This window comes from Photorhabdus sp. HUG-39 (genome assembly GCF_963878365.1).
Lineage (GTDB): Bacteria > Pseudomonadota > Gammaproteobacteria > Enterobacterales > Enterobacteriaceae > Photorhabdus > Photorhabdus kayaii.
This window is the reverse complement of the sequence record NZ_CAWNWY010000012.1, coordinates 1-15790: the sequence shown is the minus strand read 5'-3', so window position 1 is coordinate 15790 and position 15790 is coordinate 1. Positions and strand designations below refer to the sequence as shown.

Here is a 15790-nt window from a genome sequence, read left to right as displayed (position 1 = left end):
AGACTTTGTTTTTAGTTATCTGAAAGATTGTTTGCCGCCACCCACTAGCGGAGACATAAATAAAACGCAAAAGGATCTTCTGATGTCCAACAGTCTTATTAATACCGCGATGAGCGGTTTGCAAGCGGCTCAAATTGCTCTGGGAACCGTGAGTAATAACCTTGCAAATTCCAAAGTTCCTGGTTACAACCGGCAATCGACAGTTATCAATCAAAACGGTGGCACGATGACGTCCGTTGGCTTTATCGGAAATGGTGTTACTGTTACCAGTATTAACCGTCAATATAACGAATTCATTAATCAACAACTGTCTACGGCTCAGGCGAAACAAGGTGCATTAACCACTTATTCTCAGCAAATTTCCCAGATTGATAATTTGCTGGCAGACAAAGCGAATAACCTGTCAAACACTATTGATGACTTCTTTACCAGTTTACAAAATGTCGTCAGTAATGCGGAAGATGATGCAGCCAGAACGACAGCGATTGGTAAATCAAAGGGGCTGGTAAACCAATTGAAAAGTGCGGATGCCTTCCTGCGTAAAATGGAAAATAACATTAATCGGGGAATAGCTAACTCGGCTGAGTCTATTAATAACTATGCGCAGCAAATTGCTAAACTCAATGGTGAAATTACCCGTATGAGAGGCGGTGGTAGTGCTGAGCCGAATGCATTACTGGATCAGCGTGATCAATTGGTCAATGAACTGAATAAACTGGTTGGCGTGAGTGTGACTCAGCAGGATAGTGATTCTTACAATGTTGCTTTTGCAGGGGGATTGACACTGGTTCAGGGAACAACCGCTTACCGAGTAGAAGCGATTTCATCCAATGCGGACAGCAGTCGCATGACATTAGGTTATGATCGTGGTTTTGGTGATGTTGTTGAAATTGATGAAAAATTCATTGATAAAGGGCAATTAAACGGCACATTGAGGGCGCGTAGTGAAGTGCTGGATAATTCCCGTAATCAGTTAAACCAATTAGCGTTGGTATTGGGCGATCAATTTAATCAAATTCATCGTGCTGGCTTTGATTTAAAAGGCAAACCGGGTGAAGATTTCTTCACATTTAATAACCCGGATGTCATTGCCGATAGTAAAAATAAAGGTTCTGTTGATTTTAAAGTGGAATATACAGATACCTCAGCGGTAAAAGCCAGTGATTATCATATTAGCTATGATGGGGCTAATTGGAAAATTCAGCGTGCCTCTGATAAGGCGGATATTGCTGCCAAAGTAACAGGTAATACACTGGAATTTGATGGATTAAAAGTTGAAGTTGATCCAACCGATGCAAAAGAACACGATCGATATACACTGAAAGCGGTCAATGGTGTTATTAGCAGTATGGCGGTTAATATTAAAGATGCGTCGCAATTGGCGGTTGCCGGTACTAAAGATGGTGGGCCGAGTGATAACGTCAATGCCAAAAAACTCATTGAATTGCAGAACAAAAAATTGGTAGAGGGTAAAGCATCATTTTCTGGTGCTTATGCTTCGATGGTCAGTACTATTGGTAACCAGACCAGCACGGCGAATGTTGATTTAGAAACTCAGAATAATATTACTAAACAACTTTACGCTGAACAGCAGTCGGTTTCCGGCGTCAACGTAGATGAAGAATATGGCGCATTACAAAACTTACAGCAATATTATCTGGCCAATGCTCAAGTTATCCAGACTGCCACAACGCTATTTAATGCTATTTTGGAACTCCGTCACTAATAAACGAGTCAAATAGCCTGAGAATACTCGGATATCTTGGGTATTTAGCTGAATATTTAAAAGGAATGAAATTGTGCGCGTAAGTACCAATATATTGTACGAGCAGAAAATGACGAGTATCACGACTGCTCAGTCGAAATGGATGCAGCAGGGAGCACAGCTATCCAGTGGTCAGAGGGTGATAAATCCATCCGATGATCCGATGGCGGCATCTCAGGGTGTCATGGTTGCTCAGGCTGAATCTCAGAACCAGCAGTATATGACCGCTCGCTCGTTTGCTAATAACGCGATTTCCATGCAATTGAGTGTGGTATCCAAAGCTGTTGGTGTGGTTCAAAATATTCATGAAAGTTTGGTAGCCACAGTAAACGGTGTATTGAGTGATGAAGATCGTAACTCGTTGGCCATTCAACTGACAGGGTTTAAAGAACAACTGGTGAATTTGGGTAATACTACCGATGGTAATGGCCGCTATATTTTTGCCGGTTATAAAACGGATGTGAAACCTTTTGATGAGAGTACAAGCGGTACAGTTAGCTATCGAGGCGGCTCTGAGGAAATGACTCAGAAAGTGGATAGCAACCGCTCTATGATTATTGGACATACTGGGGAGCAGGTCTTTCTCTCGTCTACCAGTAACCCGATAAAAGAGCCGGATGGCAGCCCGAGTGAATCTGATATATTTAAAACCATAGACATGGCGATTCAGTCATTGAAAACACCCTTTACCGGGGCAGATCAAAAGACGCGTGATGATGCATTGGAATTGTTGAATAAGGCTAACCGCGGTGCTCGCAACGCGTTGAATAATATCTCTTCTGTGGAGTCGGTATTGGGTTTACAACTGAGAGAAATAGAAGACTTAAATAGCTTGGGGGCAGAACGCAGCCTGGCGAATAAAAGCCGTTTGAGTCAATTGGTTGATGTAGAATGGAACTCAGCGATTTCGAATTATTATCAGCAACAAGCCGTACTTCAAGCATCGTATAAAACATTTGTCGATATGAAAGGCATGTCGTTGTTTGAGATATTTCGTTAATTTAATTTTTACTTTAATCGCTGGTTTTCAGGCCAGCGATTTTATCAATTGAAATTATTTAATTGTGACAATTAAATATCCTGCATAATTATTTAAATAATCCTGTTTTTCGTTTTTAGTGAATTTCCTTTTATCAATATTTTCTATTGGTTAATGGAGTAAATACCATTTTTGCAGTTAAATAGATAATGAAATAAAAATTTTTATATTGAAAATATACCCTATGGATTTCAAGATGCATCGCGACGGCAAGGGAGTGAATCCCCGGGAGCATAGATAACTATGTGACCGGGGTGAGCGAGTGCAGCCAACAAAGAGGCAACTTGAAAGATGACGGGTATATATTGTTGAAATTTAAACCTCCGTCAGTGGATGAACGGGGAGAAACTGAGTAATTACAGCTTCTGCGTGTTGGTAGTTGCTGAGGTTAATAACTACAACTTTGTAGAAGTAAACCGCATTAGGTACTCTTCGGAAAAATTTAGTTTCACCGGGTTGAATGTCAATAAAAGCATACTGATTGTAATCTCCGAATGGAGGCGCCCAGTAATTTACTGCTCTAATTGGCGCGGGACCTCTGTTTTCTATATTAAAACTAGGATGATGAGTAGTAGGCATTATTATATTTCCACCAGTATAAAGCTCAAAAGTTTGATTAGGGTTTATATAGATCAGTTTCATTTTATTGTTTCCTTATCATGATGATTATTATGTTACATATAGTACAGATAATCTTATCTGCAAAATTTAACTTAACACTTTCCCATGACAGTTAAATATTGAAATTTATCAGTGATGTAAAAGGAATAAGATAAATGAATTTATCCTATTTGAATGCTAATTTAATAATTAAAAAAGAAAAGTATATTGTTGTTTGAGATATTACACTAATTCAGTTTTCTATTTTATTTTTATTGCTGATTTAGGCCAGAGATTTTGGTTAATTAAATGATTTTCCATAATTAACGATAGCCAGTTAAATGCATAGATTGTTTATGTTGTATTCTAAAAAATTCATTGATTTTTTAGAATAAAATATCATTATTTTTATTAAAATAAGTATATTATTTCTTCCTTTTTATATGCTCCCGTTTATATGTTGAACAATTAAGCCTCGGCCTCACGTAATCAGGAGGAAAGTAATGACAGATTCAGGGCTGGTTTTTACACTTACTGCGGGTCATCTCCCGGAGAAAACTTTTGCTGTGGTTGAGTTTACTCTAGATGAAGCACTATCAACGTTATTTTGTCTGGAGGCGACATTAACCAGTGCTGATCCGGATATTAATTTTGCTGATGTTCTGGATAATGTTGCGACACTGACCGTTTATCGTGATGGAAAACCAGAGCGTAGTATCACTGGGATTGTGACTCAATTTGAACAAAGTAGGACAGGTCGTCATCGCAGTCATTATTCCCTGACCCTTCAACCTGGTTTATGGCGTGCGGGATTACGGGTTAATTCCCGTATTTTTCAGCATCAATCTGTGACCGAGATTATTGGCATATTGTTGAAAGAAAATGGTATCAGAGAATTCTATTATAAATTGCGATATGAACATCCTGAACGGGAGTTTTGTGTGCAATATGATGAGAGTGACCTAGCGTTTCTCCATCGTTTATTGGCTGATGAAGGGATATTTTATTATTTTAGTTTTGACCACAAGCCGGGTGAATCGATAATTGCTTTTAGTGATACTCAGCGGATACATAAAACATTTTCATTGCCCTATCACCCAGAATTGGACGCTACAGGAAGCCAATGCAGTATCAATCGATTCTGTTGGCGTGAACAAGTCGGGATTGCCAATATTGAGTTGAAGGATCGTACTTTTAAAAATCCACTGTGGGGGGCTGACTATTACTATCACGAACGCCAAATTAATCACCAGCGTTCAGATTTGCCCAGTTACACTTACTATGATTTTCCCGGGCGCTTTAAAGATGAGCGTGGCGAGCGCCTGAGTCAATTTCGTTTGGAAGCACTCCGCACTGACACTATGTTTGGCCGTGCACAAAGTGACTGTTTTGCTCTGGCGCCGGCATCAGGGTTTACGCTTACTGATCATCCGAAAGAGCAATTTAATACCCAGTGGCTGGTGATTAAAATCAGCCATTACGGTAGACAGCCGCAGGCGGATGAATCTCTTTTCGGTAATGCAGGAACGACCTTAACGAACGATTTCACCTTTGGCGATTGCAACCGGGTATGGCGTCCTTCGCCTTATCCCAAACCGCGTATTGATGGCTTGCAAATTGCGACAGTGGTTGGCCCGGAGGGGGAAGAGATCTTTTGTGATGAATACGGGCGTGTTCGGGTACAGTTTGCCTGGGATCAATATGGCAAATTCAATGACCGAAGTTCCTGTTGGATCAGGGTCAGTCAGGCTTGGGCCGGCCAGCGTTGGGGCATGATTGCTATCCCACGTGTAGGTCAGGAAGTGCTGGTGGATTTTCTGCATGGCGATCCAGATCAGCCAATTATTATTGGGCGTACCTATCATACCAGTAACGTTGTGCCTAACGATTTGCCGATAGCAAAGACCCAGATGTCAATTCGTTCAAAAACCTATAAAGGGGATGGTTTTAATGAACTGAGATTTGAAGATGAAAAAGATCGGGAAGAAGTATTTATTCGTGCTCAGAAGAATCTGGCGATTAAGGTGCTGAATTCCCGGGATGAACGAATTAATTACAACCGTACAACCAGCATTGGCCATGATGATGAACTGGTGATTGCCAGTAACCGTAAAGTCACTGTTGATGGGCAGCAGGAACATAAAACCACTGGTGACTATATCGATCAGGTTGATGGTGACAAAACCTTACAGGTCAAAGGCGATGTAATACAGAAAATACAGGGCGTATTCAGCATCGATACCAATGATGACATTACGATAAAAGGCGGCGGCAAAATCACCCTGAAAGTAGGTGATAATTTTATTGTTATTCATGGTGGTGGCGTAGATGTCAAAGGTGCGTCTATTAACTTAAATTCAGGTGGTAATCCCGGCGTCTTATTGCAACCGGTTAATCCGGCGATTTTGCAGAGTGCGGCTCATGCCGGTTCGATGTTTGTCGCACATTGCCCGAAGGGGAAAGATAAAAATGGTTAAAGAAAAACTGTATGCTGTCGTTGACGCCGCGACAGAATCCAAATGGTTTCTTATATTGGAGTATTTTGATCCGCCTTTTACCTGTCTTTATGATGAATCTTTACCGCCTGAATTGCTTAAGGTGGCGCCTTATTTAGTGGAAGTGACAGAAAAGTTAAAACTTTATTTGGAGAACTGTGACATACCTTGGGGAATTTTCTTAAGCTCTCAGGCGGATATGAAAACATTACGTCGGCATTTGCGTAAATATTTACAAGTATTATTACCTGAACAGGATAAACCGGTATTTTTCCGGTTTTATGATCCGCGTAATATCTGGGAGTTTCTCAATGTCCTCAGTGACTGGGAAATTCACTGTTTCATGGGGCCGATAGATAAAATTGCCACCAACTATCAGGGCAATATTCAAAGTCATGATTTTATGGTTAATAGAGAGCAATATCCACGGGGCGCCAGCAGCAAAAGAAAGCTATTATCGATTACGCCAGAACAACTGGAAAAGATTGAAATCGCTTTTGCTGAACGTTATGTACAGACATTGGCAGCATTAATTATCGAATGGGAAACTATTGAGGATTTTGATTACGTTGGTTATATCCGGGGGATACTTACCGAGTTAAAAAATATCGGTATTACGGATGATCACAGTGTTCGGGGAATATTAAAATTATTCTTCTTACGAAGATATCTATCTGTTGAAAGATCGCCCACTCGCTGTAAACGCATATTAAATAAAATCTGTGAACCGGGACATATACGGGCTGAGGAGTTGCTATTACAGGAGTTAGGTGATTCATCAGTACCTTGGTTCCATTTTAAAGACAAATTATTTTAATTTTGCCAGATATGGAGGAAGCAATATGGGTAATGCGGTAAAGATCGGTGATATTGGCACGGCGCATGATGATTGTGGCGCGACACCGGTTATTTCGGGATCGACCAGTGTGAAAGTTGACGGTATTCCTTTAGCTCGTCAGGGCGATAGCTTGGCACCACATTCATCTCATTCACGAATAATTGCCGGTGGTTCCAGTACCGTTTTTGTTGATGGTAAACCTGCGGCGAGAACCGGTGATGCGGTGAGTTGTGGTGGAATTGTGGTTGGTGGTGGTAGTGTGAATATTGGTTAAGGAAAAAACATGCTCTCAGTTAATATGCGCAGTGCGGTTTGTGATTGTAAAACTCCGGACCCTTGTATTCACAAATTAGTGTTAAAAGTCGGGAAACGGGTTTTTCACTATAACCAGATTGAACCGATAGGGGATATTTGGGTAGTTGATGAAGCGGAGGGGATACCGGTGTCTGTTTCATTGGTGGGAAAACAGTGTATAACGGAAAACGCACATTGTCCCAAAGCGGTTTTCTATAGCCCGGATAACCCGGCGTTTCAATTTTATGAATTGGATAAAAATCCAATTAAGGGACCGGGAGTAGATTATGAAATCAGTTTTTCCCGTCATAACTTGCCGGTCGATCCAATAGCAAATGATCCGTTAGGTTTTATTGCATCGTCGCTGTTTCAGCAGGGGGATCTGAATTCTTTACCGCATACGGATTATATTCTGGCCCTGACGCAATGTTACGGTCAGCCTTTTGCCCAGCGCTCATTTCTCTTGCCGGATGATAAAGTGAAAATGTTGATGCTAGGGAGAGTGGACGCCCTTAGTACCAAAATCCATGTGTTGCCGCAATATGAATGGACACTGGATGTGACGATAGGGGCAGAACAAGAAGTACGGGAAAGAAGCGCGGCGGAAAGAAAAGCGGAGGCGCTGAAGGAGAGAAAGAAAACCAATCCGAACGCGAAAAAGCCCGGTCAAAACTGGCATAAACACACGGCGGGTTATGAATTAACGGACACGTTAACTGCCGAAGGGAGTTTTGCTTATAAGCTGGGTCCTTATTCCCACACACTTACACGTGAACTGGAAGAGGAATTTAAAGAAAAACGTAAAAAACTGGGTCTGGTGAATAAAGGCTTGCAGGCGGTTGAGACGTTGCAAAAACTGTTTTCCAGTGAAGGCAGTCAGGAAATTAAACTGTTGGAGGTGGAAATCCAGACTCCGGAAATAAAATTAAGCGGTGGTAGTAAACTGGTGAATGCCACACATGGCGACGCAGCTTATTTTGAGCATACGGTTTCGGTGGCATTAGAGCCGCTGATTGGGATAAAACTGCGGCTGGATTTAATTGAGGCGTTTGCGACGGAATTTGGGGTTGAGAAATTAATCGCCTTAATTCGTGAACAGGGATTAAAAGGTCAGGAGGCGGTAAAAGAGGGACGGAATGGGGCTTATCTGGGGGCGCAATTAGATATGATTCTGGAAGGGGCGTTAAATCTGTCATTTAAATATGCCAGTAATGAAGAGCATAAAATGGAATTTCAACTGGGGGATATGGTAAGAGGTACGCTAGCGATTAAAGCGGAAACCAATATTCAAGCTGGGTTTAAATATTATCTGGTGGAGGGGTATTTTAGAGCGGAGGCGGATATTGAAGCGGAAGGATGTTTTGAACTGGATAAACAGGATAAGGAGTTATCTCTGGTGTTTTTCCATGAGGGCATCACCGCCAGTTATTATGTAGAGTATGGGGCAGGAATTGCTCCACCTAAAAGTGATGGCGATTCTGCTAAACAAAAAGACGGAAAAGATAATAAAAAACAAAAAAAGTGGGAAATATATCCAAAATTGCCAAAAGAGAAATCAACATACAGACTGAGGTTATCGTAATGAAAAAAGAATTTTTATTCTTTATAGCTTTATTTTCATTATCAGCTTATGGGAGAAACACTATGGATCAAGTTAAATATATTACTTATTTAGAAACTCATCGGGCACGTTGTGTCCTTAGAGTCAATGGGATGTATACATTAAGTAGCTTGCATTCAATTACCGGCACTATATCGACCGGGTATAATATTGCACCATTATTGCAGAATGGTAAGAATACTATTTATATCGAAATGGCTCCATTTAGTGATGCAAAAGAAGGATATATTTATAAAGATAAGGATGCGGAGTGTAAAGTCCGGTTGGTAAGGATGACGCCTTACCAGTCGGATGAAATCACGAATATTATTGCTAGCGTGGCAGATAAAAATGGCATAGCAGAGCCTAATAGTATGAAATCTGTTAATTTTAATGTTGATACAGCACAGTATAGTAAAATAACGGAAAAAAACCTCAAGGATGAAGGTATTTATTATGCAGAGAGAACAGTGACATTAAATGATTTGCCTGTCTGGGCTTGGACTATGGCTACTCCCTTGCCGGAAACGGAAGCAAGCACCGAGTTAGTTAGAAAAGCCTATGAAGATATCTGGCAAATAATGAAAAATAAAGATTTGGTAGCTTTACAATCGTCAGCCAAATTAATGTTACATGAACATGCATTGGCCAATAACAGCACAGAGCAGGTTTTTTTTGATTCTCTGGATTTTAAGCAAGATTTTGATAATAATTATCAGGCAGTACCGATAGACTGGAGTAAATATAAACTGATACGTTATATGGGGGGGCGGTTATTTAGGTTCCAGCTTGAACATAGCAATAATTCACCTTTGTTAATTGAAGATAAAAATAACAGTGAAAATGGTCGAACATTTAGCCCCTATTTTTCTCTAATCAATGGAAAAGTGGTTATTTCGAGATAACTATGGTTTGTTTTAACTAACTCAGTATTAACTGTTTTTTGCAGTTAATGCTGGGGAGTAAGGAAATATAACTAAAATAGAAATCAACATATAAACTGAGGTTATCGCAATGAAGAAATCTTTTCTATTTTTTATGGCATTGTTTTCATTATCAGCTTATGGGAAAAACACTATGGATAAAGTTAAATATATCACTTACTTAGAAACTAATCGGGCACGTTGTGTCCTTAGAGTCAATGGAATGTATACTCTAAGTAATCTGCATTCAATTACCGGCACTATATCAACGGGGTATAATATTGCTCCGATATTGCAAAATGGTAAGAATACCATCTACATCGAAATGGCTCCATTTAGTGATGCAAAAGAAGGATATGTTTATAAAGATAAGGATGCGGAGTGTAAAGTCCGGTTGGTAAAGGTGACACCTTACCAGTCAGATGAAATCACGAATATTATTGCCAGTGTGGCAGATAAAAATGGTGTAGCAGAGCCTAATAGTATGAAATCCGTTAATTTTAATACCGATACAGCGCAGTATAGTAAAATTACGGAAAAGAATATCGAGAATGAAGGTTTTTATTATGCAGAGAGAACGGTTACGTTAAATGATTTACCTGCTTGGGCTTGGACCACCTCTGCACCATTACCGGTGACAGAAACAAGTGCAGAACTGGTTAGAAAAGCCTATGAAGATGTTTGGCAAATGTTGAAGAACCAGGATTTGGAGTCACTGAAAACAGCCTATCAATTAACATTATGTGAAGAATCTCAGGCGAATAATAGTACCGAGCAAATTTATTTTGATTCTCTAGATTTTAAACATTATTTTGATAAGGGCTATCAGGCAGTACCGATAGATTGGAGTAAATATAAATTAGTACGTTATCTCAATGGCCGATTATTCCGGTTTGAAGTTGTAAATAGTATGAATTCTCCGTTACTAATTGAGGATAAACATAATAGTGAAGATGGATTTACATTTAACCCATTTTTCTCTTTAATCAATGGAAAAGTGGTCATTTCGAGATAATCGTGGCCTTTTTTGGATAACTCAGTATTGACTGTTTTTTGCAGTTAATACTGGGGAGTAAGGAAATATAACTAAAATAGAAATCAATATACAAACTGAGGTTATTGCAATGAGAAAAGTTTTTTTATTTTTTTATGGTCCTATTTTCATTATCAGCTTATGGGGAAAATACAATGGATAAAGTTAAATATATTACTTATTTAGAAACAAACCGTGCTTATTGTGTTCTTAGAGTCAACGGGATTTATACTTTAAGTAATTTGGGTTCAATTACAGGGGCCATCTCGACGGGTTACAATGTTGCTCCGATATTGCAAAATGGTAAAAATACTATTTATATTGAAATAGCGCCGTTCAGAAATGCAAAAGAGGGGTATGTTTATCAAGAAAAAGGTACTGAGTGCAAGGTTAGATTGGTAAGGGTAACTCCTTATGAGTCTGATGAAGTGACTAATATTATCGCCAGTGTGGCAGATAAAAATGGTACGTTGGAACCAACCAGCATGAAGTCCGTTAATTTTAATATTGATACCACTCAGTACAGCAAAATCGCGGAGAAAAATCTTAAAGATAGGGGATTTTATTATGCGCAGCGGACAGTGACATTAAATGATCTCCCTGCCTGGGCTTGGACGACGGCTACCCCTCTACCGGAGACAGCGGAAAGCACTGAACTGGTTAAAAAAGCCTATGAAGATGTCTGGCAGATCATGAAAAATAAAGATTTGGTTGCTTTGCAACATGCTACCAAAATAATGTTATATGAACATGCGCAGGCCAATAACAGCACAGAGCAGGTTTTTTTTGATTCTCTGGATTTTAAGCAAGATTTTGATAATAATTATCAGGCAGTACCGATAGACTGGAGTAAATATAAACTGATACGTTATATGGGGGGGCGGTTATTTAGGTTCCAGCTTGAACATAGCAATAATTCACCTTTGTTAATTGAAGATAAAAATAACAGTGAAAACGGTCGTACATTCAGTCCCTATTTTTCTTTAATCAATGGAAAAGTGGTTATTTCTAGATAATAGTGGCCTTTTTTGGATAACTCAGTATTAACTGTTTTTTGCAGTTAATACTGGGGAGTAAGGAAATATAACTAAAATAGAAATCAATATACAAACTGAGGTTATCGCAATGAGAAAAGTTTTTTTATTTTTTATAGTTCTATTTTCATTATCAGCTTATGGGAAAAACACTATGGATCAAGTTAAATATATCACTTATTTAGAAACTAATCGGGTACTTTGCAGATTTAAAGTGAATGGAATCACTACTTTAGACAACTTTAGCTCTATATCTGGTACTATATCAACCGGATATAACATTGCACCGCTATTACAAAATGGTAAAAACATTCTCAGTCTTGATATGGGGCCATTAAGTGCCAGGGATAATAAATATATTTATAAAGAAAAAGACGCAGAGTGTAAGGTTAGATTAGTGCGAGTTACACCTTATCAATCGGATGAAATTACTAATATTGTTACTGAGGTGGTAGATGAAAATGGTGAATTGAAACCTAACAGTATGCAGTCCATTAATTTTAATATTGATACTACTCAATCTGGCAAAATCATGACGAAAGAATACCCTAATGAATTTTATTATCATACTGAGCGAACAGTTACATTAAATAATTTGCCCGCTTGGGCTTGGACTACGGCTATGCCTTTGCCGGAAACGGCAGCAGGTACGGAGTTAGTTAAAAAAGCCTATGAAGATATCTGGCAAATAATGAAAAATAAAGATTTATCGACTTTGCAATCGATAGCCAAATTAATGTTATATGAACATGCACAGGCCAATGATAGTACAGAACAAGGTTATTTTGATTCTCTGGGCTTTAAGGAAGATTTTGATAATGGTTATCAGGCAGTACCGATAGACTGGAGTAAATATAAACTGATACGTTATATGGGGGGACGGTTATTTAGGTTACAGCTTGAGCATAGCAATAATTAACCTTTGTTAATTGAAGATAAAAATAACAGTGAGAATGGTCGCACATTTAGCCTCTATTTTTCTCTAATCAATGGAAAAGTGGTTATTTCTAGATAACTATGGCCTTTTTAAAACAACTCAGTATTAACTTTTTCCGGTAGTTAATACTGAGAGATAAGGAAAGACTATGCTTTCGATTTACATGAAAAGTGCCGTTTGTGATTGTAAAACCCCGGACCCTTATATTCACAAAATTAGTGTTAAAAGTGGGTAAACGGGTTTTTCATTATAACCAGATTGAACCGATAGGGGATATTTGAGTGGTTGATGAAGCGGGTGGTGTACTGGCAGCAATTTCATTGGTGGGAAAACGGTGTGTGTCTGACAATCCACACTGTTTATCTCTTTTTTATTGCGTTATTTTTACGATTTTCTTCATAAAATAAAAAAATAACCGGTGGCAAAGCACCTTAATCCCCATTTATTTGGGTAATATTATTTTACATGCAGATTTATTTTCAATTCATTATTAATGGTTAATGATTTTCGATTAAATTCCATTAACTCTCCTTATGAAAGGTTTTAACCAAGTTAAATCCTCCCTTGATATAAAAATTTAATACTTCTGTATTTTCACTTTTAAATGATTATGGCAGGTTAAAATAAATGAAGTATATACTCGTTATCTTTCAAGCTGCTTCTTTGTTGGTTGCTCTCACTCACCCCGGTCACATAGTTATCTATGCTCCCGGGGATTCACTCCCTTGCCGCCGCGATGCATCTTGAAATCCATAGGGTATATAGGAAAAATGTTTGAAAGGATAATCGAGATAAAAAACCGTGCTGGTAATGATCAATCCAATTAAAAGAACGGAAAGCCAGTGAAGGCGTTTAAATCCCACGACTTCTTTTAAAAGGAGATTGAGGATAAAGATTAATACGCAGGAAAAAACAAAAATAAAAGTAAAAAATATCATAGTCATCATAAGGTTTACTATCTGATTTATTTAAACTTGATACCGTCATAGGCTTTTTCTTCCTGACAGATTTCTAATAAAGGTAGCCTCTGATAATGAAACATGCGGGCAAAAATCAGATCAGGGAATAGATAAATCGCCGTATTATACTTCGTTACTGCATCATTAAACATTTCGCGGCGATGAGCAATTTTACTTTCTAGATCCGTCACCGATGTCTGCAATTGTGAAAATTGGGAACCTGAAATCAGTGTCGGATAGTTTTCAGCTACGGCCAGTACAGATCGGAATGCATTGTTCATTTCATTGGAGGCTTTGATTTTATCTGTGAAGGTATCGGCATTAAGATATCCCTGCCGTGCATCATTTAACCGAGTAAAAATATCACGTTCATGTTCCATAGACTTTTCCAGCACGGTCACAAGCTGCGGGATCTGTTCTGCACGCTGTTTTAAAATAACATCGATATTGGCAAATGTATTGCTTGTCTGCTCTTTCAGAGCAACTAGCCGGTTATAAATTGTGATCCCCCAACCGATAAGTCCTACAGTAATGAGGGAGATAATGATAGTGGTTATTGTCATCTTTTTCTCCACGAAAATCCGGTTATAAATAACATTTCAAAATAAGTGATCATCTGGAGGGAACTCAGACAAATTTTTGCGATCTGAACATCCAAGATTAACGGAAATATAAATAATCGATATTTTGATAAAGGGATTATCATTATGCGAATGCAAGTTAAAAACTAATTGAAATGAATGGCTTTCATAAAGTAATTGTTGTAAATATAATGTTTTCTCTTTTTTTCTTTTCTGGTATTTGATTCTTTAGGCTCTTCTATTAATGCATTCGGTAAAGATTTGCCTGGGGAAATCTGAGACAATGTTTTTTGTAACTTGGTAGAAATACTATAAATGGTAATGACTAACTAATAAGACAGAGAAACGGATTGTGGCAAAGAAAGAAAAACGGCCTCACCATGACGCATTATTCAAACATTTTTTAACGCAGCCCGAAACGGCCAGGGAGTTCTTATCCCTTTATCTGCCCGAAGAAATCCAGTTGTTGTGTGATTTAGCCACATTGAAACTGGAGCCCGGCAGTTTTGTGGATGAGCATTTACGTCAACTGCACAGTGATGTTCTGTATTCGGTTGAAACGGCCCGGGGGCAAGGTTATATCTATTGCCTGATTGAACATCAATCCACCCCTGACCCATTGATGGCCTGGCGGCTGATGTATTATGCCATGTTAGCCATGGCGGCTCACCTGAAAAAAGGCCATACTGAACTCCCTTTGGTGGCGCCTTTGCTGTTTTATCATGGTGAGGTTCGGCCGTATCCTTATTCAAACCGGTGGCTGGATTGTTTTACGCTCCCTGAACAGGCTGCTCACTTATACCGCCAGGCGTTTCCGTTGGTGGACGTCAGCGTGCTCAGCGATGAAGAGATCCTGACACATAAAGGCGTTGCCCTGATGGAGCTGGTGCAAAAACACATTCGCTGCCGGGATATGCAGGAATGGCTCCTCCAATTGGTGGAACTCTTGAATGCAGGGTATAATACAACCGAGCAGCGCAGTGTGGTGTTACGCTATATTTTACTGAATGGACATACGTTGGATCTCTCACAATTTGTCCATCAACTGATTGAACAATCTCCGGAGCATGAAACGATGTTGATGACTATTGCAGAACAGCTTGAACAAAAAGGGCTTGAGCGAGGTATCAAGCAAGGTAGAGAGCAAGGTATTGTGCAAGGTATTAAGCAAGGTATTGTGCAAGGCCGAGAGGAAGGCCGAGCGGAAGGTAAACTGGAAACGGCTCGTGCCTTATTACGGCATGGCGTGAGTTTGGACATTATTGTCACCAGTACCGGACTGAGCCGAGATAAAATTGAAACGTTAAAGCATTAAATTAATCTTCTCTTTTACAGCAAAATGCCGATATTTAAGATCGGCATTTTTGTTCTTATTTATGGCTTTAGCCAGTTTAAGTAGCGTCAGCTTCTTAAACATAAAACCACCCGCTATGCGGGTGGAAATCAAGGGTTATACCAAGAAAAACACCTTTCCGTTACGATATAGATGTTCAAGTTAATATACGTAACTCAAATAAGGAAAGGTGTTTATGGGAATTAAAGCACAAAGCTCAGCACATACAAAGTGTAGTGGTCAACTAATTCCGGACAGTAAATTAGAGAGAGCCTCAGCTTTTGCCGGTGGCACCCCCTCGTTGAACTGATGTGGCCGACTCCAGTTGTCATAATCCATCAGGTAAAAACTTATATCCC

12 protein-coding genes are annotated in these 15790 nt (G+C 39.3%); 11 read left to right on the top strand and 1 reads right to left on the bottom strand.

The features are described 5' to 3' along the window. Nucleotides 1-82 precede the first annotated feature (82 nt). The 10 genes from flgK to AAC155_RS09905 all read left to right on the top strand — a co-directional run bounded on the left by flgK (nucleotide 83) and on the right by AAC155_RS09905 (nucleotide 12540). Nucleotides 83-1726, top strand: a complete 1644-nt coding sequence (gene flgK, locus AAC155_RS09950; protein WP_113042001.1) for a flagellar hook-associated protein FlgK — start codon at nucleotides 83-85, stop codon at nucleotides 1724-1726. A 73-nt stretch (nucleotides 1727-1799) separates the two neighbouring features. Then, the gene (flgL, locus tag AAC155_RS09945; RefSeq protein ID WP_113042000.1) at nucleotides 1800-2765 is read left to right on the top strand and encodes a flagellar hook-associated protein FlgL; all 966 of its coding nucleotides are present in this window, start codon (nucleotides 1800-1802) and stop codon (nucleotides 2763-2765) included. A gap of 1142 nt (nucleotides 2766-3907) precedes the next feature. Beyond that, nucleotides 3908-5881 carry a type VI secretion system Vgr family protein gene (tssI, locus tag AAC155_RS09940; protein ID WP_113041998.1) on the top strand — a complete coding sequence of 658 codons (1974 nt, stop codon included), beginning with the start codon at nucleotides 3908-3910 and terminating at the stop codon, nucleotides 5879-5881. Then, entirely contained in the window at nucleotides 5874-6716 is an 843-nt protein-coding gene (locus AAC155_RS09935) for a DUF4123 domain-containing protein (protein WP_113041997.1), read from the top strand. The genes tssI and AAC155_RS09935 overlap by 8 nt, the downstream gene beginning before the upstream one ends. 25 nt (nucleotides 6717-6741) lie before the next feature. After that, the gene (locus AAC155_RS09930) at nucleotides 6742-7011 is read left to right on the top strand and encodes a type VI secretion system PAAR protein (RefSeq protein ID WP_113041996.1); all 270 of its coding nucleotides are present in this window, start codon (nucleotides 6742-6744) and stop codon (nucleotides 7009-7011) included. A 9-nt stretch (nucleotides 7012-7020) separates the two neighbouring features. Further along, nucleotides 7021-8613 carry a hypothetical protein gene (locus tag AAC155_RS09925; protein ID WP_113041995.1) on the top strand — a complete coding sequence of 531 codons (1593 nt, stop codon included), beginning with the start codon at nucleotides 7021-7023 and terminating at the stop codon, nucleotides 8611-8613. Then, nucleotides 8613-9536, top strand: coding sequence for a hypothetical protein (locus AAC155_RS09920; protein WP_113041994.1), 924 nt, complete (start codon nucleotides 8613-8615; stop codon nucleotides 9534-9536). The genes AAC155_RS09925 and AAC155_RS09920 overlap by 1 nt, the downstream gene beginning before the upstream one ends. A 109-nt stretch (nucleotides 9537-9645) precedes the next feature. Beyond that, a complete protein-coding gene (locus AAC155_RS09915) occupies nucleotides 9646-10569 on the top strand; it encodes a hypothetical protein (RefSeq protein WP_113041993.1) in 924 nt (307 codons plus the stop codon). 173 nt (nucleotides 10570-10742) lie between these two features. Further along, nucleotides 10743-11603, top strand: coding sequence for a hypothetical protein (locus tag AAC155_RS09910; RefSeq protein WP_229015747.1), 861 nt, complete (start codon nucleotides 10743-10745; stop codon nucleotides 11601-11603). A gap of 109 nt (nucleotides 11604-11712) precedes the next feature. Beyond that, complete coding sequence (locus AAC155_RS09905) at nucleotides 11713-12540, top strand: hypothetical protein (protein WP_229015748.1); 828 nt, start codon at nucleotides 11713-11715, stop codon at nucleotides 12538-12540. Between the two features lie 982 nt (nucleotides 12541-13522). On the opposite strand, the gene AAC155_RS09900 is transcribed toward AAC155_RS09905, so the two are convergent. Continuing rightward, entirely contained in the window at nucleotides 13523-14080 is a 558-nt protein-coding gene (locus tag AAC155_RS09900) for a LemA family protein (RefSeq protein ID WP_113041991.1), read from the bottom strand. 370 nt (nucleotides 14081-14450) lie between these two features. On the opposite strand from AAC155_RS09900, the gene AAC155_RS09895 reads away from it, so the two are divergent. Continuing rightward, nucleotides 14451-15413 (top strand): Rpn family recombination-promoting nuclease/putative transposase, encoded by a 963-nt coding sequence (locus AAC155_RS09895; RefSeq protein ID WP_113041990.1) that lies wholly within the window; start codon nucleotides 14451-14453, stop codon nucleotides 15411-15413. Nucleotides 15414-15790: the final 377 nt, after the last annotated feature.

What these genes read in the sequence shown, in the direction of transcription:
- flgK (WP_113042001.1), top strand. Translation starts at nt 83, where the DNA reads ATGTCCAACAGTCTTATTAATACCGCGATGAGCGGTTTGCAAGCGGCT.
- tssI (WP_113041998.1), top strand. Translation starts at nt 3,908, where the DNA reads ATGACAGATTCAGGGCTGGTTTTTACACTTACTGCGGGTCATCTCCCG.
- AAC155_RS09935 (WP_113041997.1), top strand. Translation starts at nt 5,874, where the DNA reads ATGGTTAAAGAAAAACTGTATGCTGTCGTTGACGCCGCGACAGAATCC.
- AAC155_RS09930 (WP_113041996.1), top strand. Translation starts at nt 6,742, where the DNA reads ATGGGTAATGCGGTAAAGATCGGTGATATTGGCACGGCGCATGATGAT.
- AAC155_RS09925 (WP_113041995.1), top strand. Translation starts at nt 7,021, where the DNA reads ATGCTCTCAGTTAATATGCGCAGTGCGGTTTGTGATTGTAAAACTCCG.
- AAC155_RS09920 (WP_113041994.1), top strand. Translation starts at nt 8,613, where the DNA reads ATGAAAAAAGAATTTTTATTCTTTATAGCTTTATTTTCATTATCAGCT.
- AAC155_RS09915 (WP_113041993.1), top strand. Translation starts at nt 9,646, where the DNA reads ATGAAGAAATCTTTTCTATTTTTTATGGCATTGTTTTCATTATCAGCT.
- AAC155_RS09910 (WP_229015747.1), top strand. Translation starts at nt 10,743, where the DNA reads ATGGATAAAGTTAAATATATTACTTATTTAGAAACAAACCGTGCTTAT.
- AAC155_RS09905 (WP_229015748.1), top strand. Translation starts at nt 11,713, where the DNA reads ATGAGAAAAGTTTTTTTATTTTTTATAGTTCTATTTTCATTATCAGCT.
- AAC155_RS09900 (WP_113041991.1), bottom strand. Translation starts at nt 14,080, where the DNA reads ATGACAATAACCACTATCATTATCTCCCTCATTACTGTAGGACTTATC.